This is a genomic window from Chloracidobacterium sp. (genome assembly GCA_016716305.1).
Classification (GTDB): Bacteria; Acidobacteriota; Blastocatellia; order Pyrinomonadales; family Pyrinomonadaceae; genus OLB17.
This window is the reverse complement of record JADJWP010000002.1, coordinates 1,726,526-1,746,452: the sequence shown is the minus strand read 5'-3', so window position 1 is coordinate 1,746,452 and position 19,927 is coordinate 1,726,526. Positions and strand designations below refer to the sequence as shown.

18 protein-coding genes are annotated in these 19,927 nt (G+C 53.5%); 7 read left to right on the top strand and 11 right to left on the bottom strand.

Annotation, left to right across the window (positions count from 1 at the left end):
• The first annotated feature begins 77 nt into the window (after positions 1–77).
• Positions 78–1,187 carry a flavodoxin-dependent (E)-4-hydroxy-3-methylbut-2-enyl-diphosphate synthase gene (gene ispG, locus IPM28_09785; GenBank protein MBK9173278.1) on the top strand — a complete coding sequence of 370 codons (1,110 nt, stop codon included), beginning with the start codon at positions 78–80 and terminating at the stop codon, positions 1,185–1,187.
• 86 nt (positions 1,188–1,273) lie between these two features.
• On the opposite strand, the gene IPM28_09780 is transcribed toward ispG, so the two are convergent.
• Positions 1,274–1,708, bottom strand: coding sequence for a DUF2752 domain-containing protein (locus IPM28_09780; GenBank protein ID MBK9173277.1), 435 nt, complete (start codon positions 1,706–1,708; stop codon positions 1,274–1,276).
• A gap of 20 nt (positions 1,709–1,728) precedes the next feature.
• Positions 1,729–2,760 carry a DNA polymerase III subunit delta' gene (locus IPM28_09775; GenBank protein ID MBK9173276.1) on the bottom strand — a complete coding sequence of 344 codons (1,032 nt, stop codon included), beginning with the start codon at positions 2,758–2,760 and terminating at the stop codon, positions 1,729–1,731.
• A 146-nt stretch (positions 2,761–2,906) separates the two neighbouring features.
• Between IPM28_09775 and IPM28_09770 the strand changes: the two genes are divergently transcribed.
• Both IPM28_09770 and IPM28_09765 read left to right on the top strand, forming a co-directional pair.
• The gene (locus IPM28_09770) at positions 2,907–3,713 is read left to right on the top strand and encodes a TonB family protein (GenBank protein ID MBK9173275.1); all 807 of its coding nucleotides are present in this window, start codon (positions 2,907–2,909) and stop codon (positions 3,711–3,713) included.
• Between the two features lie 134 nt (positions 3,714–3,847).
• Entirely contained in the window at positions 3,848–4,279 is a 432-nt protein-coding gene (locus IPM28_09765; GenBank protein ID MBK9173274.1) for a hypothetical protein, read from the top strand.
• 58 nt (positions 4,280–4,337) lie between these two features.
• Here the strand turns inward: IPM28_09765 and IPM28_09760 are convergent, their stop codons facing one another.
• From IPM28_09760 to IPM28_09750, 3 genes are all read right to left on the bottom strand, one after another.
• Complete coding sequence (locus IPM28_09760) at positions 4,338–5,801, bottom strand: DUF512 domain-containing protein (GenBank protein MBK9173273.1); 1,464 nt, start codon at positions 5,799–5,801, stop codon at positions 4,338–4,340.
• 78 nt (positions 5,802–5,879) lie between these two features.
• Positions 5,880–7,016: an alanine dehydrogenase gene (gene ald / locus IPM28_09755; protein MBK9173272.1), complete on the bottom strand. Its 1,137-nt coding sequence runs from the start codon at positions 7,014–7,016 to the stop codon at positions 5,880–5,882.
• 152 nt (positions 7,017–7,168) lie between these two features.
• Entirely contained in the window at positions 7,169–8,584 is a 1,416-nt protein-coding gene (locus IPM28_09750) for a hypothetical protein (protein MBK9173271.1), read from the bottom strand.
• A 356-nt stretch (positions 8,585–8,940) separates the two neighbouring features.
• Here IPM28_09750 and IPM28_09745 point away from each other — a divergent pair, with 356 nt between their 5' ends.
• Complete coding sequence (locus IPM28_09745; GenBank protein ID MBK9173270.1) at positions 8,941–9,489, top strand: redoxin domain-containing protein; 549 nt, start codon at positions 8,941–8,943, stop codon at positions 9,487–9,489.
• A gap of 12 nt (positions 9,490–9,501) precedes the next feature.
• Here IPM28_09745 and IPM28_09740 read toward each other — a convergent pair whose 3' ends face one another.
• The 3 genes from IPM28_09740 to IPM28_09730 form a co-directional block, all read right to left on the bottom strand.
• A complete protein-coding gene (locus IPM28_09740; protein ID MBK9173269.1) occupies positions 9,502–11,040 on the bottom strand; it encodes an aldehyde dehydrogenase family protein in 1,539 nt (512 codons plus the stop codon).
• An 85-nt stretch (positions 11,041–11,125) separates the two neighbouring features.
• On the bottom strand, positions 11,126–12,667 hold the full coding sequence (locus tag IPM28_09735; GenBank protein ID MBK9173268.1) for a Do family serine endopeptidase: 1,542 nt from the start codon (positions 12,665–12,667) through the stop codon (positions 11,126–11,128).
• An 88-nt stretch (positions 12,668–12,755) separates the two neighbouring features.
• Positions 12,756–13,718, bottom strand: a complete 963-nt coding sequence (locus tag IPM28_09730) for an alcohol dehydrogenase catalytic domain-containing protein (protein ID MBK9173267.1) — start codon at positions 13,716–13,718, stop codon at positions 12,756–12,758.
• Positions 13,719–13,795: 77 nt separating this feature from the next.
• Here IPM28_09730 and IPM28_09725 point away from each other — a divergent pair, with 77 nt between their 5' ends.
• The 3 genes from IPM28_09725 to IPM28_09715 all read left to right on the top strand — a co-directional run bounded on the left by IPM28_09725 (position 13,796) and on the right by IPM28_09715 (position 15,470).
• On the top strand, positions 13,796–14,383 hold the full coding sequence (locus tag IPM28_09725) for a hypothetical protein (protein MBK9173266.1): 588 nt from the start codon (positions 13,796–13,798) through the stop codon (positions 14,381–14,383).
• Positions 14,380–14,706 carry a hypothetical protein gene (locus IPM28_09720; protein ID MBK9173265.1) on the top strand — a complete coding sequence of 109 codons (327 nt, stop codon included), beginning with the start codon at positions 14,380–14,382 and terminating at the stop codon, positions 14,704–14,706. Before IPM28_09725 ends, IPM28_09720 begins: the two co-directional genes overlap by 4 nt.
• A gap of 149 nt (positions 14,707–14,855) precedes the next feature.
• Positions 14,856–15,470, top strand: coding sequence for a hypothetical protein (locus IPM28_09715; GenBank protein MBK9173264.1), 615 nt, complete (start codon positions 14,856–14,858; stop codon positions 15,468–15,470).
• Positions 15,471–15,551: 81 nt separating this feature from the next.
• Here IPM28_09715 and IPM28_09710 read toward each other — a convergent pair whose 3' ends face one another.
• From IPM28_09710 to ligA, 3 genes are all read right to left on the bottom strand, one after another.
• A complete protein-coding gene (locus tag IPM28_09710) occupies positions 15,552–16,850 on the bottom strand; it encodes a serine hydroxymethyltransferase (GenBank protein MBK9173263.1) in 1,299 nt (432 codons plus the stop codon).
• Between the two features lie 502 nt (positions 16,851–17,352).
• Positions 17,353–17,913 carry a hypothetical protein gene (locus IPM28_09705; GenBank protein ID MBK9173262.1) on the bottom strand — a complete coding sequence of 187 codons (561 nt, stop codon included), beginning with the start codon at positions 17,911–17,913 and terminating at the stop codon, positions 17,353–17,355.
• 14 nt (positions 17,914–17,927) lie between these two features.
• Entirely contained in the window at positions 17,928–19,925 is a 1,998-nt protein-coding gene (ligA, locus tag IPM28_09700) for an NAD-dependent DNA ligase LigA (protein MBK9173261.1), read from the bottom strand.
• Between the last annotated feature and the right edge of the window lie 2 nt (positions 19,926–19,927).

Here is a 19,927-nt window from a genome sequence, read left to right as displayed (position 1 = left end):
AATACATTACGAGTGTTTTGTTGATCAGCAAAATTGTGGCGGGCATTAGCCCGTCTGCATGAATAGAAGGTTTTTAGATGAAACGAGTGTCAAGAGCGGTTAAGGTGCGCGGAGTTCAGATCGGCGGCGGAGCGCCCGTTGCGGTCCAATCGATGACCAAAACGGACACGACGGACGTAGACGGTACGCTGCGCCAGATCGAACAGATGGTCGAGGCCGGCTGTGAGATCGTCAGGATCGCCGTGCCGGATGACGATGCCGCCGCCGCACTTTATGAGATCAGGAAACGAACCGATGTCCCGATCGTTGCTGATATTCATTTTCACTACAAACTGGCCCTCAAGGCCCTTGACGCCGGCATCGACAAGCTTCGCATCAATCCGGGCAACATCGGATCGATCGACCGTGTGCGTGAGGTCGTTCGGGCGGCTGAGGCTCAAAAGGTCCCGATCCGTATCGGCGTCAACGGCGGTTCGCTCGAAAAGGACCTGCTCAAGAAGTACGGACATGCTACGCCTGAGGCGATGGTCGAATCGGGCATGCGGCACATAAAAATACTCGAAGATCTCGGATTCGGCGATACGATAATTTCGTTGAAGGCCTCGGACGTAAACCGAATGGTCGAAGCCTATCGGTTAATGGCCGCGAAGGTCGATTATCCGCTTCATCTTGGGGTGACCGAGGCCGGAACGCCATTCGGAGGAACAATAAAATCGGCGATCGGGCTCGGAATCCTTCTGCACGAGGGCATCGGCGATACGATCCGCGTTTCGCTCGCCGCCGAGCCGCACGAAGAGGTAAGGGTCGGTTGGGAGATCCTGAAATCGCTCGAGCTTCGCAAACGCGGCGTTACCGTCGTTGCCTGTCCGACCTGCGGCCGGCTGGATATAGATAATTTCGTTGAGATCGTGACCGAGGTCGAGCGTCGCCTCGCGCATGTCGAGGAACCGCTTCATCTCTCGATAATGGGATGCGCCGTAAATGGTCCGGGCGAGGCTCACGACTCCCAGCTCGGGATCACATTTGGCCGCAATGTCGGGATGATCTTTAAGGACGGTGTGCCGATGCGTCGAGTCTCGGGCGAAGACATCGTCGAGGAATTCGTCAAAGAGGTCGAAATTCTTAGAAAAGAGGGCTCAGCGGCAAGATCGCTGGTCGAAGAAAAGCCGCTCGTTCAGATAACATGATCGCAGATTGCGTAAACAGGAAAAAGTAACGGACCGGGGCGCAAACCCCGGTTTTTTTGTCGGTCGTGGATCGACCGTGTTTCGGATCAAGGAAAGAGAACGCTGAAGGGATAGTACGGCAGATTTCGTGCGATCCCGAAGATCAGCAGAAAGCCCAAAAATCCCCATATCGCGGGCAGTGAAAGTGTCCATTTCGGAAATGCCCGACCACGGATCGCAACCAGGAACAGCGACAGATACAAATAGACAAAGATGAGCACAAAGATCGGAATGAGTGCGTTGAAATCCAAAGCGCCGACGATGTCGCCATGAAAAAGTGCATGAAATCCGCGCGTCAGCCCGCAACCCGGACATGCGTAACCGGTCGTCGCCAACAATGGGCATGGGGGCATAAACCTCGAGCTTGTCGGGTCAAAATACCACACTAATGCCGAACCTGCGGTCATCGCGGCGAATCCGCCGGCAGCTAGCTTTCGTTCGGTCTTCGAGGCGATCTGCGACATCGAAAGAGTTTCAGTCATCTCCTTTAATAAATTGTGCGTCACCCACAGCCGGCGATCGTAACGAATAATGCATCGGCTGCGAGCTTTCGATTTATGTTCACATCGAGGTTTTGCCGCAGCGTCTCGATCTCTTCAAGCCACGCCGAGATCTCTTTAGGCCTGATCGCGGTTGAAAGCGTCTCGAGTCGGGAACGCTGATCGATATTGACCAACGACCCGGCAGCATTGATCGAGACCAGCCATAGGTCGCGGATCAGGCTTTCCAGAATATCGATCGAATCGTCAAATACGTCTTTGTTCTTGGCATCGTTCATCCTTTCAGCGACCTGCAAGAGCGACCCGATGTCGGTCTTTAAGATCGCCGCTTCCAATGCCCCGAACATCATTTCACGCCGCTCCAAAAAAAACTCGGTATCAAGGCTGATCGCCCGGCCGAGGCTTCCGTCGGCGAATCGCGAAGTGATCTCGGAGTTCGACGTGTGACCTTGAGCGGCGATCTGCTTCTCGATCGCCTCGGTCGGCACCGGTGCAAAACGGATGGTCTGACATCTTGAGCGGATCGTTCGCATAAGGCGATCGGGCCGCGACGTGATCAAAACGATGTGCGATGATGCCGGCGGTTCCTCAAGCGTTTTTAGAAGAGCGTTTGATGCGGAATCATTCATCCTGTCGGCATCGTCAATGATAAAGAAACGGGCACGAGCTTCGAATGGCCGAAAAAACGCCTCTCGCTCAAGGTCGCGTATAGCTGCGACCAGTATGCTTCGTCTGTAGGGAACGATCATCCCGACGTCGCCATGTTCGCTAAAGTTGACGCGTTCGAATTCATCCTTACGCTCGCGGTCAGGCTCATGAAACGTTGCCGCGCGAGTACAGGCCGGACATTTGCCGCATCCCTCGCTATCCGACGTCTCATTGCACAAAAATGCCCGAGCCAGTTCGATCGCAAATCGCCTCTTGCCGATCGCGTCGCGTCCCGTAAACAGAAGCGCGTTCGGTACGCGCCCATCGGCGATCAACCGCTTAAGCGAACGTTTGACGAGCTCGTTTCCTGCAAGATCCGCGAACATATTTGGATTTGTGCTGCACCTGTAAGTCTACGACCGTCCGCAGTATCTATGCAATGGCCGCATCGAATGCGTTTGGAACATTTCGCAGGGAACGGTGTCTAAGTAGGTGCACGGTTGGCACCGGTGAACCTGAGGGAGGAAAGAAAATGTTTGAAAAACTCATCGAATCGGATTCGAAACAGGCCGATTTTAAGGATCGGAACCGATATTTCCTGGTGTCTTCGATCATCGTTGGAATTCTCTTCTTGTCGGCAGTGGTATTTAGCCTTTATGCCGCAGATATCGACATAGGCGGAGCGGATTGGGACATGTCAGTGGTGATCGCGCCAGAGTTGATCGAAGCTCCGAAACCGCCGGAGCAACTACGGCGTTCCCCGTTACAGCCAAGCTCTGCCGATACGCCGACCCGCAACAGCAACATGCTTCGCATTGATGAGGTGCCAAAGATCCCGGACGGTATTTCGGTCACCCAAAATCAGACGCGGGAACGGCCGTACGGAAGATTTGCTATCAGCGAAGGGCCAGAGACTGACGGACCCGGAATTCCCGGTCAAGGCCCGATCGGCACAGGCGGTGATCCCGTCGGCACTGGTTCGGTCATCTCGGAGCGATCGCTGGCCGAAGTGAGGCCCGACGAACCGCCGCCGGCTGTCAAAAAGCCCGCACCGCCGCCGGTTCAGTCGCTTGGGGTGATAAACGGCCGCGCGGTCAGCATTCCGCCGCCGCCCTATCCTCCGCCGGCAAAGGCGGTCGGTGTCGAAGGCGACGTAAATGTTCAGGTCCTGATCGACGAAAGCGGCAAGGTGATCTCGTCAAAAGCGATAGCCGGACATCCGTTGTTGAAAGGAGCGGCGGAAAAGGCCGCATGGTCGGCAAAATTCACGCCGACAAAGCTCTCGAACCAGCCGGTCAAGGTGACGGGGATCATCGTGTACAAGTTCAAACGCGGATGATCGCCTGCAAGCAACGGTAACTATTGGAACGGGGTCAGCGGCCGGGGTCGGAACCGGCCGTTTTTTTGTGCGCCGATGCAAAATGATTGCAGAATTTATCAACCGGGCGTATTTTCATTCTACGGAGGGCGCTTATGTTCAGAAAGACGCGTGAGTATGGAAACATCGGCATCGCGGCGGTTTCGGTTTTCTTTGTCGTGCTGGCTGGGATCGCATGCAATATTGTCTCGGACGACGACTGGAAAAGGACACTTGCGAATAAGAAATTAAGCCGGGCAAGCACGTCGGGTTCGATCAGCGACAAGGTCGCGTTCTATTTTTGTCCGAATGGTGAGTATGCGATGCAGACACAGTTCAGCGGTTTTTCACCCGGCGGAGCGGGCTCGTTTTCGATGGCCGATGAGGATGTCGAACTCGGGCGCTGGACAATTTCTTCGGGTATTTTGGTCGTCCAGCCTGAGAATGGCGAGCGACGCGAATATAACATCTCAAGAGGTATGGATTCGGATGTTGTTCAGCTGAATGGGAACGGATATCTTGTAGAACATCAAAACGAGTGCAAGTAAACCCTACATTGATCGAGAATGGGCTATTATTCCGGAAGGGCGGAATAGACCCGGGAGCCTATTTTTCAAGGAAATCGATCAATTCGTCAGTGTCCATTGGGTAAACAGGCACGTCGAAACCCGATCCGAGCTTTTCGAACGTCATTCCATCGATAAGCACAGGTTCGTCCGACTTGATCGTGTGTTTCGGAATGATCACGAAATCGCCGACGATCTTGTCTCGTACGGCTAAATAATCCTGTCCCGCTATAAGTCCTGCAACCGAAACGTCACCGCCGAAATATGTGCTCGGCACGGCAACGACACGAAGCCGGGAACCACAAAGGGAATTAAATCTCTCGATCTGTTCCGCGAGGATCGGGGCAAACATCGCACCGGTAAGTATCGACCCGAAGAGCTTCCGGCCTTTCGAACGAGCCGGGATCGTATCGAATCTCACCGGTTCAGGAACGCGTGCCGTCGGATGTGTCCGTGCGTCAACGAAGAACTTCTTCGCGATCGCCACTGCTTCTTTTTGCTTTCTTGCTGCGTTCAGACGGGTGAACATGCGGTCGAACTTCGCTAAGAACGACCGTACCATTCCGACCCCGTCCTCGATCTGCGGATAATTGCCGTAATGCTGCCGCGACGGAATATTGATTCCTGCCTTTATGTAGATCTCATCACCCAGAAAAGCGAACGTCACGCCAAGCTCACGGCGAAACTCTTTCTGCAATTTTTCGACCTCTCTGATCGTTACCCGGCAAAATTCGGGTGTGACGCGTGTTAGGCGGTCGTCTGTGTTGTAACGTGTCAGGGCTACGGGGACGACCGCGGTCGAAACGACCTTTGGGTAATGTTCAGCAAGGTCGCGGAGCGTTTTCTCGAGGATCTTGCCGTCGTTGATCCCAGGGCAGAGTACGACCTGGGCGTGAAGCTCGATGTCGTTATCAAGAAGCGTCTTTAGCTTTCCTGAGATGTCGGCCCTGCTTTCATCAACGCCGAGAAGGTACGCCCGCGTTTTAAGGTCGGTCGCATGTACCGAAACGTATTGCGGCGACAGGCGCTGTTCGATTATCCGGTTCATCTCGTCGTCGGTTATCGACGAAAGCGTGGTGTAGTTGCCGTAAAGAAATGAAAGCCGTATATCCTCGTCACGAACAAAGAGCGACGGCCGGGCATCGTCCGGGTTACCCTTGCAAAAACAGAATAGACATTCATTCGCACATTGGCGGGGAACGATCTGCTCGAACATCAATCCGAGATCCTCGCTTTCCTCACGGTCAAATTCGATCTCGATAGTTTCGCCGTTCGATCTTTTGACCTGGAACGTGAGTTCGACCTCGCCGGCGGTCTGGAAGCGGAAATCCAGATAATCGCGGACCTGACGTCCATTGACGCGGACGATCCGGTCGCCAGGACGCAATTCAAGCTCCTCGCCCAGGCTTTCCGGCGTTACCTCGGTAATGATCACCCCCGGACGGCGAAGCTGCGTGACAGCCGGTGTTACTGCAAATTCGTACACTAAAAGCAGTTTAGCCACGAATTACGCGAATTGCACGGACATTCCGAAAGAATGCGTGCGATCAGCGTAATTCGCGGCCTGGGTGTCTATTTACAACTAGCCTGCCGATGCTGCCTTGAGGTCGATCAGACTCGAGAGCGGTGTGTACTCGAGATCCTGCGACGCCGCGACCGCTTCATAGGTCAGCTTGCCGGCATAGGTGTTCACACCTTCCTGCAAACCGGTATCGTCCTTGATCGCCTGTTCGAATCCCTTGTTCGCAAGAGCAAGAGCGTAAGGTAGTGTTGCGTTCGTCAATGCGAAGGTCGATGTGCGCGGGACCGCCCCCGGCATGTTGGCGACGCAATAGTGCAGAACGCCTTCTTCGTAATAGGTCGGGTTAGAATGCGTCGTAGCATGCGTCGTCTCGAAACATCCGCCCTGGTCAACAGCAACGTCAACAAGAACGGCACCATGCGGGATCAGGTGAAGCATGTCTCGAGTGACGAGCTTCGGGGCAGCGGCTCCGACCACGAGAACGGCGCCGATCACAAGATCTGCGTGCGAGATCGCTTCCTCGATCGCATAACGCGACGACGCAAGGGTCTGGACCTTCGAGAGGAAAATGTCATCGAGCTGGCGAAGCCGATCGAGATTGCGGTCGATGATCGTGACCTTGGCCCCGAGGCCGACAGCCATCTTTGCTGCTTCGGTCCCGACAACACCGCCGCCGATGATGACGACATTAGCCGCAGGAACTCCGGGAACACCGCCGAGCAGTATCCCGCGGCCGCCGTTCATTTTCTCAAGGAACGTCGCGCCGACCTGAACGGACATACGGCCCGCAACTTCTGACATTGGCGTTAAAAGCGGCAGCTTTCCGTGGATATCGGTGATCGTCTCATATGCGACGCCGGTCACCTTACGGTCCATCATCTGCTTAGTGAGTTCGAATTCGGGTGCGAGATGCAGGTATGTGAAAAGCAGCTGATTCTCGCGCATCCGCGGATATTCGGGTGCTATCGGCTCCTTGACCTTTACGATCATGTCGCCCGCCTCCCAAACCTCATCGGCAGTTTCCAATATTTTGCCGCCTGCCTTCACATACTGCTCATCGGCAAAGCCCGAGCCTTCGCCAGCCGAACGCTGGACGTGAACGGTGTGACCTGCGTGGACCAAGGCATTGACGCCGGCAGGTGTAAGCCCGACGCGATATTCGTTGTCTTTTATCTCTTTCGGTAATCCGATCTTCATGTGTGAGCTCCTAAGCTATAATAATTTCTGATCTAAATTGAATAACCGATTATAAAACGAGAGTACGATTATCGGAAATCGCATATACCGGTCAATAGCTCGATTTAGAAGCTTTGACTCATCGACATCTTTCTCGATTGACCCCGACCTCGTCAGCAAAACTGATTGAAATAGCTTTTAAACATTTGGACGTCACAGCAGGTTGTTATTTTGATCTCGGCTCCCGCGTTAGAAGTTGCTCTTAGACCATCAGCATCGACCGCAGTAATCCAGACAAAAGCGTAACCTATATCGCCCGGACGGGCAGAAGTGCCGATTGGAATGGTGAAATCCTGAATTGCTCCGGTCAATACTATTTCACTCGAAGGCCAGGTAATAGGTGAAATCAACCATGAGTAACTTATTGGCTCTCGCATATCTGATGCCCTCGCTTGTAGTTTATACTTTGCGATTCTCGCACCATATTCAGGCGCACCGACAAGCAATGGCAACCATGGGCCTGTTGGGCCTGTGGCTTCAGACCACCCGATATTCCCATCTCGATCTTTCGTGGGATAGCCGATTTTAACTTGCGGCTCCCGCTGAGCCAGTACAATATTTCCAAATGCTGTCAACCCATCCGGTGATATTGAAACCGCGTTGTAATCATAGTCGATTCTGACAGCTCTTCCAAACGCCGAAGTCGGTATGGGGATATAGCTTGGAAGAACCGAGGCTGAGGCACATCCGGCCCCGGTGGGTAAAAAATTCTTCGCCTCGTTGAGAGCTCCTGTAATTCCGAACAGGTCTTCGAGGGAGTTGCCATTCGCGTTCCGCTCAAAAGCAAATGGAATGAGAAACCACGACAGACCATCTAGCAAGCTTGTATCCGCAGATGCGCTTCTATTTGTTTGACATTGCGCTCTATTGATGGCTTCAGAATTTACAGCAACGTCAGGGTTGGTTGACAATGTGTCTACAGCAACCAACTCGAATGACGGGTCGTTATATTCGCGAAAAACCCCGTTTACCTTTAATCTCAGTTGATTAGACTCAGGATAATCTATTTCGTATCCAAGTAGTTCAATATTTCCGTTGTCGCTCGCTTTTCGTGTTGAACCGTTGTATCGCTTGGGAATTGAGTTCCACTTGAACATAACAATATCTCGAATGAACGATCCTCGAATTCGAACTGCAAATGCGTTTCCTTCAGGAACAATCGCAGGAACGGAATTGAGGGATGCAACACGATCAAGTTGTTTAACTATGTCATTCCGCCAGATCCCGAGACGAAACGTATTGTCAGGACAAGTACATCCCTCAGGAGGGCATGCTCCGATGTTTTGAGTGATGTTATCTTCAATCTGGGCAAAGCGAAGAAGCTCCCGCAGGTCATTGTCTTTAAGACCGTTAATTTGGGCTTGAATATCATCTCTAAGACGAGTCCTGGTTTCGTTGTCAGGACAATATCCAGTATTTCTTATTTCAAATAACGCATCCGGAAGTGGGTCCACGGGCGTGCATTGGCTCACAACTAATACGCTGAAAATACTCAATACCAAGACTCCATTTTTGGATTTGTTATTCATTAGAAATTCTCCTACTAATTCTTCGATTCTCACATCACAACACTTTGTCAACATCACAAAGAATGTGCCAATCGAAGCTACTCGACTCCATTTTGGCTAGCAGTTACACGAACGCAGTGCTCTAACCCATTGATTAAGATGATATACACCTCCGCCAGTTTTTATCGGGTATTATACTCAGAATTCCATCTGACGCTATGAACAATTTTGTTTTCTTTCAGAGCAGGCAGAATTGGGCCAGTATGATTTGTCCAAAGTTTCTTAAACTGTGTTTCTACTGAGGAAGAACGGAGTGAGGCATTTGAACAAGTCGGGTTATTCAGCGAAAATCTAAGTAAAGAGACAATCTTAACTATATGGCAAATAATATCTATGAAATTCCCGTCAAAACCATCGACGGAACGGAAACCAACTTGGCCGATTACAAAGGCAAAACACTTCTGATCGTGAATGTCGCGTCAAAATGCGGCCTTACCCCTCAATACGAAGGGCTTGAAAAGCTTTACGAAGAATACCGCGGGCAGGGCTTTGAGATCCTCGCATTCCCGTCCAACGATTTTAAAGGCCAGGAACCGGGCACCGAAGAAGAGATCAAAGAGTTTTGCTCGACCAACTACAATGTCCAGTTCCCGATGTTCTCAAAGGTCGGCATTCTCGAAAACCGTCATCCGCTTTACGCAAGATTGATCGAGGCACATCCCGAGACCGACGTAAACAACGGCGACGGCATGGAAGAACGCCTCCGCAACTTCGGCCACACGCGCGTCGATCCTACGGATGTCTTATGGAACTTTGAAAAGTTTCTGATCAGCAAGGATGGCGAGATCGTCGCCCGCTTTGCACCCGACGTCACGCCGGACGACGAACGCTTAAGAGCCAGTATCGAGGCCGACCTTGGCAGCTAGCGGGCGAACGAGCTAGATCTCTACGGCATCTATTTGAGCCTTTTGGAGCTTGCCGCTGTAATCGACATATAGCGATTTCCACTCGCTGAAAATGTCGAGGACCTGGGTGCCGGCTTCGCGATGGCCGTTGCCGGTCGCCTTGGTCCCGCCGAAAGGCAGGTGAACTTCGGCTCCGATCGTTGCCGAGTTGACATAACAAATTCCGGTGTAGAGTTCCTGCATCGCGTAGAATGCCTTGTTGACGTCCTGGGTGTAGATCGCTGATGAAAGGCCGTACTTCACGCCATTGACGATCTCGATCGCTTCATCGAGTGTCGAAAAAGGAATGACGCTCGTTACCGGGCCAAAGATCTCTTCCTGTTCGATGCGCATTCCGGGCTTAACGTCGGAGAAGACTGTCGGTTCGAGGAACCAGCCCTTCGCATAATCGCCTTTTGTGAGGCGGCCGCCGCCGACGGCGAGTGTCGCCTTGTCGATCTTTTTCCCGATCTCGATGTAACCCTGGATCTTCTGCATCGCATCTTCGTGGATCACCGGCCCGACATCCGTTTTTGGATCGAGGCCATTGCCGACCCGCAGCTGTTTCACGCGGTCGACAAGCTTCTCGACGAATCTCTTGTACACTTTCTTGTGAACCACGAGCCGCGAACTGGCGGTGCACCGCTGTCCGCTTGTGCCGAATGCTCCCCACAGCGACCCGTCGACAGCATTATCGATATCGGCGTCGTCCATCACTATTATTGCGTTCTTTCCGCCCATTTCGAGCGAGACGATCTTATTGTCGCGTGCACACTGTTCGGCGATCATCTTTCCGGTGTTCGTCGAGCCCGTGAATGAGATCAGACGTACGTCCTTATGTTCGACAAGAGCGGCGCCTGCCTCGCCAAAGCCGTTGACCAGGTTGACGACGCCTTTAGGGATGCCGGCCTGTTCGCATGCCTTCACCAGATTAAGGGCCGATAGCGGCACATCCTCGCCCGACTTTATGACGACCGTGTTCCCGCAAACCAGAGCTGGGATCAGCTTCCATGACGGTATCGCCATCGGGAAATTGAACGGCGTGATGAGTCCGCAAAGGCCGACCGGCTGGCGGACGCACATCGCGAATTTGTTCTTCATCTCGGCGGGCGTCGTGAAGCCATGAAGCCGACGGCCCTCGCCCGCCGTGTAGTAAGTACAGTCGATAGCTTCCTGCACATCGCCGCCCGCTTCCTTGACCACCTTCCCCATTTCGCGGGTCATTTCTTCGGTATAACGCTGCTTATTGTCGCGAATTATCTCAGCCAGGGTGAAAAGCAGCTCTGCACGCTTCGGCGCCGGCGTTTGACGCCATTTTGTCGCCGCCGCCTTCGCTGCGGCAACGGCCGCGTTCACGTCGTCAGCATTTGACTTCGGAAAACGGCCGACGATGTCTGTCGTGTCCGCGGGATTTACATTGTCAAACCATTCTCCCGACGAGCTCTTTACCCATTCCCCGGCGATATAATTGTGATAAGTAGCGGTCTTTTGTTTGGATGAATTCTTCGATTTTGCCTGTTTTGCTTTTGCCATATTGTTGGTTCCCATAAATGGTAAATCGTAGATCGCGAACGAAACTTTTTCCATCCGCGATCTACGATTTAATTTACAACAGAACCTATTGAACCGTGAACTGAACTATTTTTAACTGCGTCTGCGTGCCCGAGACCGGTGTCAAAACATGCATAACGACAGCGTCTCCCTTTTTCAAGGCCCTGACGATCTCGCCGAAAGCGGCCGGGTCGGCGACCGGCTTTCGGTTGATGCGCTGAATAATGTCACCTTCGCCGATCGCGTCGACGCCGCTTGAGAGCTTGACGTCGGCGATCAGGCTTTCGGGGCTGATCTCTTTGACGACGAGCCCGGCAGTGCGATCGATATTTAGAGAAGTTGCCATCTCGGGTGTGATCGCGGTCAGGGTCAGGCCAAACGGCTTTTGTTCCTGAGCCGGAGGATCGACCGGCAGTTTTGTAGGACGGTCACCGTCGCGCGACGTTCTGTTAGGAGGGCGTTCGCCCAAACGCATCGTCACGTTCTTTCTCTCGATCGCCGTGCCGCTATCGCGAAGATATGCAACAACGACGGAACGATCCGGCCCCGTAGACGAGACCTTTGAAATGAGGTCTTGGGCGCTCGCAACGGGCTTCCCGTCAAATTCGACGATTACGTCTCCCGCTTTGAGGCCAGCCGCGGCGGCCGGCCCGTCAGCATCGCGAACGTGCGTGACGATCGCGCCGCGCTCATCACGCATCCCATAGACCTTTGCGTATTCTGCTTTTACCGAATCAAGGAAAACGCCGAGATACCCGCGGCGGACCTTTCCGGTCGTCCGAAGCTGTTCATAGACCTGAGAGGCATCGCGAGACGGTAAGGCGAAACCGATACCGTTGTAGTCGCCCGTCGAAGTAGCGATCTGTGAATTCACTCCGATAACTTCGCCTGCGAGGTTTACCAGCGGTCCGCCTGAATTGCCGCGGTTTATCGCTGCGTCGGTCTGAATGAAACGCTGGAAGGGCGAACCCGTCGGTGTATCGCGCTGGACATGAGAAATGATCCCGGCAGTGACCGTCCGCGAAAGCCCAAAAGGTGAGCCGATCGCCAATACCCAATCGCCGACTCGCGCTCGATCCGAATCGCCCAAAGTGACAAACGGAAGATCGCGTCCGGCATCGATTTTGAGCACTGCCATGTCAGTCTCTTCATCGACACCTAATAGTTCCGCATTGAACTCCTCGCCGGAATTCAGCTTGACGATGATCCGCGTCGCATTTTCGACCACATGCCCGTTGGTCAAAATGTATCCCGCCTTATCGACGATGAAACCACTCCCGACGGCGGCGGCCTGCCGACGAGGCATCTGTCGCTGCAGGAACTCCAGAATGTCGTCCGAGTCGACCGGCGGAGTGCGGTTTCGCGAGCTTACTTCGGGCATGCGTGCTTTCGCGTCAATGCTCACAACTGCCGGCTCGACCTTTTTTGCGATATCGGCGAACGAGTCCGAAATTCGCAATGGCGACGCAGCAGCTTGGACGGGCTGGACCTGCCCCTCGATCGAATGGGTTCCGGCAAGAAAAACGACGATCGAAACCGCAACAAGCGAGAGGCTGTGAAATCGTCCGTTTAGCATGGAAAAGGCACGTGCCGCAAAGCTGAATGTCATAAATCTATCTCCTTGATGCCCTTATTCTCGACCTGCCCCGATCGGGGCTTTGATTATAACAAAATTCGCAGATAACGCCCGAAAAGTTTCAATTCGTCATGTTCAACAGCACTTTCAGGACACCGGGTTCGCCCGCTCGCTCAACGGCGCGTATTCCCTCGCTAATGGGAAATTCGTCGCTGATCAGGTCGCTCAGATCGAGCGATCCGTTCGAAAGTAGCTTCAGTGCGGGCTCGAAGCGGCCGCAGCGCGATCCGACGACGGTTATCTCGTTGACCACAACTCTCCACGCTTCCCAGGTTGGCTTTCCGCGAAACGTCGATTTCAGCACGATCCTGCCGCGGGGCTTAACGAGGTCAAGAGCGGTCGCGAAACCGCTTTCAGACCCGCTCGCCTCGACTACCACATCAAATCGGCCTAGGATCGGATCGGTCTCGGCCAGCAATACGGTCTCGATCCCGCGTCGTTCGACTAGTTTGAGTTTTGATGAATGCTTTCCGATCAGGGATGTACATTTTGAGCTTTGTGCCAGGATCATCGCACACAGCAGGCCAAGTTTGCCGTCGCCTATCACTGCAACCGTTGTGTCGGGCTCAACATCGACCTGTTCGATGATCCCTAAGGCCGCTGCGAATGGTTCGATGAAAACGGCGTGTTCGTTGGTCAGGCCGTCGGGAACTTCATACAGATTACGAGTCGGGAGCGTGAGGTATTCGGCATGTGCTCCGTCCCTGCCCTTTATCCCCAGCACCGTACGGCCCGGACAATGACGCGGGTCACCCCGAAGGCAAAGCTCGCACGTACCGCAGCCAACGTTGATCTCGCCGACCACCCGTTTGCCGACCAGACCGGGGGAATCCTCGGCGGCTTCGACGACGCCAACGAACTCGTGACCGATGGTGCCCTCAAAGCCGGCATATCCGCGAATTATCTCGAGATCTGTATTGCAGATGCCGGATTTCAATACGCGCACTCGTGCTTCGCCCTTAGCGTTCGGAATAGTGAGTTCGTGCAGGCCGAGTCGATCTTGTTCGAATCTCAGGGCTTTCATGAAAATTTACATTTCCGGAGCATAAACTTATACTTCCAACTGGAAAGATTATCAATTGATCGCACTTTTAAGAAGCTATGTTCAAAACAAAAGGAATATTGGCGGCGGTGGCCGCTCTCGTCTTAACTGCCGCATGCGGAGGAACCGCCAATATCAAGACCGGCGGAGCGGCTTCGCCGACCGAAGCTTACAAGACGCTTTATGCGGCTGTGAAGTCAAAAGATACTGAGGCTATAAAGGCCAGTATGACCAAAAAGACGCAGGAATTTGCCCAGATGGTGGCACAGCGAAATAACAATCCGATCGAAAAGGTTTACGAGAACGGTTTTACCGCAACGACGTTTGCAGAATCGCTGCCAGAGATCAGGGACGAGAGGATCAGCGGCAACATGGGCGCCGTCGAGGTTTGGAACGCACGCGACAGCCGGTGGGAGGATCTTGCGTTCATTAACGAAGACGGAGGATGGAAACTCGCCGTCGGTGAGCAGTTTGCCGGCAGTTTCAAGTCGCCCGGCAAGGGCCGCGACCAGCGTGAACGCGAAGCGGCAAACGTAATGTCAAACTCGATGGTCCCTGCAATGCCCGCTGCAAATACGAATGTTGCAAACATCACACCGATCAAACCGACGCGAACGGAAGCGCCGCTTCCGACAAATTCCAAATGATCGACGCCGGGGTCGGGGATATAATAGCTCAATATAAGAAATACGGCTGGGAGCTTCGCCGGTTACTGGTTCCGGAGGGCTCGCGCGAGGTTGATCGAGCGGTGATCGGGAATGCCGATGTCATTGTATCCGACCTCAACGGGCTGTGGTTTTCAAGGAGGTCGAAACCGGGTTCAGAGACATGGGAATTGAGGCGGCTCGAAGGGATCCCATTCGCGCTTATCGCTATTGTTGACGATCGTTCGAGCGACGAAGAACGCGAAGAGATACTGAATCAGATCGAACTCGAAATGCTTGCCAGCAGCCCTACAGATGCCCCTTGATCTGAAGGCCGAATGCTCTCCCGATGTTTATCGAACGGCCATGATAAGCGGTCGAATGCCGGCAGCGACGACGGTTTTTCCCGTTTCAGCTCCGCCGGAACAGAATGCTTGACAAGATCATCATGAGACCTCAAACTTAAGACGTTGACATGATGATAAAAGACCTCGATGCCGGAGTTGTTCGTATTTGGGAAGAACTGCGGCCGATGACAAAGAAAATGCTGGTCGGCCTATTGCAGTCGAGCGGCACCCTCCAGACAAGTCCGCCTTCTCAAAAGATCGAATACGATGCTCACTCAGACTGGGAATTGAGTCAGCTGCTTTCAGCGCTCGACGCGCAAAGCAAACCCAAGAATGTTGAGACACAGGAAGAGGCGGCCCAACTTGCCGAAACGTGTGCGAAGATTCTCGAGGCCCAAAGCGGATCGGCCGAGGTTTTCATCCAGCTCGCAGCTCGTGCCCTGAAACAGCACGATTACGACAAGCTCGACAAGCTCGCCGACGGCCTGTTCGAAAGATTTTCGGCAGGCGAGATCGCAGAGATCGTCAGGCAGACCGAGTTTCCGCAGATCCGAGCCATTGCTTACGAGACCCTTTCGCTCCTCTCCGTGCAGGCTCTCGTTCCGCTCCTCGACGATCCGCTTTATGCAGATATCGCGGCGAACGCCCTTGAACAAAAAGCATACGAATACGATTCCGAAGAGGCTCGTGAGTTGTTGGATCAACTGGAGAACGAAAACACATCGGTGACGGATAATTCGTGACGATCTAAGCTTACTAAGCTCCACGTGAAAAGCCCCCGGTCATCGGTGACCGAGGGCTTTTTTGATCAAGTCGGCAAGGCCTCAAACGGCGGTGTTCGCCTCGGTCTGCTTTGACTTGTAACGGCCGGGATACATCGGGAATTTTGCAGTAAGCTCGGCGACCGCCCCACGTACCCGCTTCTTTACATCGTCGGATCCGGGTTCGTGAACCACCGACGCTATCATGTCGCCGATCTGCCGCATATCGTCTTCGAGCATCCCGCGCGTGGTCAGTGCGGGTGTGCCGAGACGTATTCCCGATGCGGTAAAAGGCTTTTGGGTATCGAACGGGATCGTATTTTTGTTCACTGTGATGTGAACGTCCTCGAGCGCTTTTTCGGCTTCCTTGCCGGTGATACCTTTGCCGTCAAGATAAACATCAACGAGAAGGAGGTGATTGTCAGTGCCGCCCGACACCAAACGAAGTCCCGATGCCGCGAGCGTATCGCCGAGTGCTTGCGCGTTCTTCAGAATCTGTTGCTGATAAGACTTGAAATCGTCGCGAAGCGCCTCACCGAATGCGACCGCCTTAGCCGCGATTATGTGAACGAGCGGACCGCCTTGAACGCCCGGAAAAACTGCCCGGTCAACGTCTTTCGCAAACTCCTCTTTGCAAAGTATCAGGCCGCCGCGCGGCCCGCGAAGCGTTTTATGCGTCGTCGTCGTTACGAACTCGCAATGCGGCACCGGCGAAGGATGCAATCCGGCAGCGACAAGTCCGGCGATGTGGGCGATATCGGCCATCACCTTTGCACCGACCGAACGGGCGATCTCGCCGATCCTTTCGAAATCAATGGTCCGCGGATACGCTGACGCCCCGCAGATCAACAAGGCAGGGCGGCTTTCCTCGGCCTTTCGCTGCAGCTCGTCGTAATCGATCTGCTCGGTCTCCTTATTCACACCGTAATCGGCGACCTTGAAGTTGATGCCGGAGAAATTGAGCGGATGGCCGTGCGTCAAATGCCCGCCATGCGACAGGTTCATCCCGAGGATGGTGTCGCCGTGCTTGATCGCAGCGAGAAATACCGACATGTTGGCCTGTGCGCCGCTGTGCGGCTGGACATTGGCATGCTCGGCACCGAAGATCTGCTTTGCACGATCGATCGCGGCCTGCTCAACAACGTCCGAAAACTCGCAGCCGCCGTAATAACGCTTGCCCGGATAGCCTTCGGCGTATTTGTTCGTAAAGACCGTGCCCATAGTTTGGAGCACGGCTTCGGAAACGAAATTCTCTGAAGCGATCAGCTCAAGCCCGTCCGCCTGCCGCCGAACCTCTGCATCAATGGCATCGCTGATCAACGGATCAGCTTCCGAAATGTTCGCTGTGAAAAATTCATTCATTTTGGAAAAACTAATTACTTCTGCAAGCCTAAATCTATGAACACCTTTGAATCAATCCGTTCTCTATGTGTGGGGTCGAAGTTAATTTCATGCATATCGACGCGCGCAATCACTTCCCCATTATCGTCAATCTCAAAATTCTTCTGCAAAGAACCAATATCGACGGGAATTATCTAGGATAACTTCAAATTCGCTCGGATATTCGTCCAACTTGTCGTCGAAATAACCACGTCGAAACAGATAAACATTGCCCTCAAACTCAACTACGAGAGCAAATGGGTAATCCCAGAAACCGCTATAAATAATATTCAGCCAATCAGGTTACTTTTTACAAGTTCCATTGGACTCGCTCCATGGATGCGTTCAAATATGTAGTCCTCTTTTTGAGAGATTGAAAGTCCGGAAGGCATACCAATTGTCGCAAGAGCCTTCGCATCCTCGTACAAGCCCGCGCACATCAAAAACCGTTCTTCAACCGACTTTGACATGACAATGTCTTGGACTAGCTTTCGGTTTTGTCTTGATGTGTCTTCCATTGTCCGACTTCAGACCAGATACCGTTCAAATCAAGCCGTTCTATCCACTCCGAAACATAAATTGAATCATATTCGCTTGATGTTAGATTGGCAATATCGCGAATTTGCATCTCAGAATGCGAATCTCGAGCCCAGTTCAATTTAGCGATTATCAGATCTTCCTTTGTTGTCACCCAGAAATCCAAGCCTGAAACAGACGCCTTCCACCGACGGGTGAAACTATAGCGAGCGAACTCATCGTCTTTCATCACAATGCAATCAACTTTACCGCCGTGCGTATTGCTAATGACGTTGAACATCGATTTACGCGCGATCGCATTTCTAATTGACTCATCACTGACGTAATATTCAGTCTCGAACTTCCTGGTAATTCGAGCAACATCTTTCTCTGTTATCTGGACGACGACATCGATGTCGCGTGTAAATCGGATCTCGCCGTATGCGCTCATGGCAAACGAACCGGTTACCATATATTCAATGCCGAGTTCGTTCGCTTTCAAGACGAAATCCCGCAATGTCTCAATCATTGAGATCCCGTTATTCATGACACCATTTTCGCGAATTCAGCTTCGTTCAGAACTGCAACACCCAAACTCTCCGCCTTTGTTAGTTTTGAGCCGGCGTCGGAGCCGGCGACTACGTAGTCGGTCTTTTTGCTGACGGATGACGAGACGCGGCCGCCACGGTCTTCGATCAGTTTGGCGGCTTCGTCGCGGGTGTAGTTTTCGAGCTTGCCGGTAAGGACGAAGGTCTTGCCAATGAAGCGTTCATCGAGAGCAGCGGTCGAGGAAGCATCCATTTCGACGTGCACGCCGGCAGCCTTAAGCCTTTCGACGAGTTCGATGTTCTTGGCGTCACGGAACCAAGAATAAACGCTCTCGGCGACGGCGAGGCCGATCTCGGGGATGTCGTCGAGTTCCTCTACGCTTGCTGCAGCAATTCGGTCGATGCTGCGGAAATTACCGGCGAGTATCTTTGCGTACCTCTCGCCGACGTGGCGAATGTCGATCCCGTACAGCAGACGCTGGAGCCCACGCGACTTACTCGCTTCGATCTGTTCAATAAGGTTCGTGCCTGACTTCTCTGCCATTCGTTCTAAAGCGGCGATGTCCTCCAACTTCAGGCTGTAGAGATCGGCGACGTCGCGGACCATCTCTTTGTCAACAAGCGTTTCGACCAGAACCTCCCCGAGTCCTTCGATGTCCATAGCCTTTCGCGAAGCGAAATATTGAATGCGAGCCTTCAGCTTCGCCGGGCAATCGGGATTCGTACAGCGGCGAACAGCCTCGCCTTCAGGTCGGACCGCGGGCGAACCGCAGACCGGGCACACCGTCGGGAATTCGAAACCGGTCTCAGTGCCGTCGCGCTTTGCTTCGACCACACCGAGAACCTGGGGAATTATCTCGCCGCTTTTTTCGATCTCTACCGTGTCGCCGATGCGAATTCCGAGCCGCTTGATCTCGTCTTCATTATGCAGCGACGCACGCGCAACAGTGGATCCCGCTAAGAGTACCGGTTCGAGATTCGCGACCGGCGTCAACGCTCCGGTCCGTCCGACCTGTATCGTGATGGCAAGCAGTTTGGTCGTCGCTTTTCGCGCCGGATATTTATAAGCGATCGCCCATCGCGGAGCCTTGGTGGTCGCGCCGAACTCTTCCTGCAGCGCAGTCGAGTTTACCTTTACGACGACGCCGTCTATTTCGTAATCGAGCGCGTCGCGATGGGTCTCCATTTCATTGATGAACGCGACGAGATCGTCAAATCCGGAGCAAAGTGCTCGGTTCGGGTTGACGTTAAAGCCGTTCCGATCGAGCCATTCGAAATTTTCCCAGTGCGTCGCAAACATTTTCTGATTGCCGCGGATCACGTCGTACGGAAACATGTCGAGCCGACGTGAGGCAACGATCTGCGAATCAAGCATTCGCAGCGTACCACTGGCGCAATTCCGCGGATTGGCAAATGTCTTCTCGCCCTGCATCTCAAGCTCGGCATTGATGCGGGCAAACTGTGAACGCGAAAGGAAGACCTCGCCGCGTACCTCTGCGTGTTGCGGGGCGTCTGTCTTAAGCCTGAGCGGAACGGTGCGTATGGTCTTTGCGTTTTGCGTTACTTCATCACCCGTTTGGCCGTCGCCGCGGGTCGCTGCGGTCATCAATATCCCATTCTCGTAGTGCAGCGATACGCTGAGCCCGTCGATCTTGAGCTCGGCTACGTATTCAAGCCTGCGGCCTTCAGCCAGCTTTTCACAGCGTTCGGTAAATGCCTTCAGCTCATCAAGACTGTAGCTGTTATCGAGCGACATCAGCGGGACGGTGTGTTTGAACGGCCGAAGGGAATCGGCCTTTCCGCCGACGCGCTGGGTCGGGCTGTCCGGCGTGATCAATTCAGGATGCTCGGCTTCAAGCGCTCGAAGGCGTTCGAGCATCATGTCGAATTCATAATCAGAGATCTCGGGCTCGGCTTTCTGATAGTAAAGCTCGTTGTGCCGCTCTATCTCGGCACGCAATCCCTCGATCTCGCTCTGTATCTTAGAACTCATCG

Excerpts from the sequence above, each read along its gene's own strand:
- ispG (MBK9173278.1), top strand. The coding sequence starts at position 78 with ATGAAACGAGTGTCAAGAGCGGTTAAGGTGCGCGGAGTTCAGATCGGC.
- IPM28_09780 (MBK9173277.1), bottom strand. The coding sequence starts at position 1,708 with ATGACTGAAACTCTTTCGATGTCGCAGATCGCCTCGAAGACCGAACGA.
- IPM28_09775 (MBK9173276.1), bottom strand. The coding sequence starts at position 2,760 with ATGTTCGCGGATCTTGCAGGAAACGAGCTCGTCAAACGTTCGCTTAAG.
- IPM28_09770 (MBK9173275.1), top strand. The coding sequence starts at position 2,907 with ATGTTTGAAAAACTCATCGAATCGGATTCGAAACAGGCCGATTTTAAG.
- IPM28_09765 (MBK9173274.1), top strand. The coding sequence starts at position 3,848 with ATGTTCAGAAAGACGCGTGAGTATGGAAACATCGGCATCGCGGCGGTT.
- ald (MBK9173272.1), bottom strand. The coding sequence starts at position 7,016 with ATGAAGATCGGATTACCGAAAGAGATAAAAGACAACGAATATCGCGTC.
- IPM28_09750 (MBK9173271.1), bottom strand. The coding sequence starts at position 8,584 with ATGAATAACAAATCCAAAAATGGAGTCTTGGTATTGAGTATTTTCAGC.
- IPM28_09745 (MBK9173270.1), top strand. The coding sequence starts at position 8,941 with ATGGCAAATAATATCTATGAAATTCCCGTCAAAACCATCGACGGAACG.
- IPM28_09740 (MBK9173269.1), bottom strand. The coding sequence starts at position 11,040 with ATGGCAAAAGCAAAACAGGCAAAATCGAAGAATTCATCCAAACAAAAG.
- IPM28_09735 (MBK9173268.1), bottom strand. The coding sequence starts at position 12,667 with ATGACATTCAGCTTTGCGGCACGTGCCTTTTCCATGCTAAACGGACGA.
- IPM28_09730 (MBK9173267.1), bottom strand. The coding sequence starts at position 13,718 with ATGAAAGCCCTGAGATTCGAACAAGATCGACTCGGCCTGCACGAACTC.
- IPM28_09725 (MBK9173266.1), top strand. The coding sequence starts at position 13,796 with ATGTTCAAAACAAAAGGAATATTGGCGGCGGTGGCCGCTCTCGTCTTA.
- IPM28_09720 (MBK9173265.1), top strand. The coding sequence starts at position 14,380 with ATGATCGACGCCGGGGTCGGGGATATAATAGCTCAATATAAGAAATAC.
- IPM28_09715 (MBK9173264.1), top strand. The coding sequence starts at position 14,856 with ATGATGATAAAAGACCTCGATGCCGGAGTTGTTCGTATTTGGGAAGAA.
- IPM28_09710 (MBK9173263.1), bottom strand. The coding sequence starts at position 16,850 with ATGAATGAATTTTTCACAGCGAACATTTCGGAAGCTGATCCGTTGATC.
- IPM28_09705 (MBK9173262.1), bottom strand. The coding sequence starts at position 17,913 with ATGATTGAGACATTGCGGGATTTCGTCTTGAAAGCGAACGAACTCGGC.
- ligA (MBK9173261.1), bottom strand. The coding sequence starts at position 19,925 with ATGAGTTCTAAGATACAGAGCGAGATCGAGGGATTGCGTGCCGAGATA.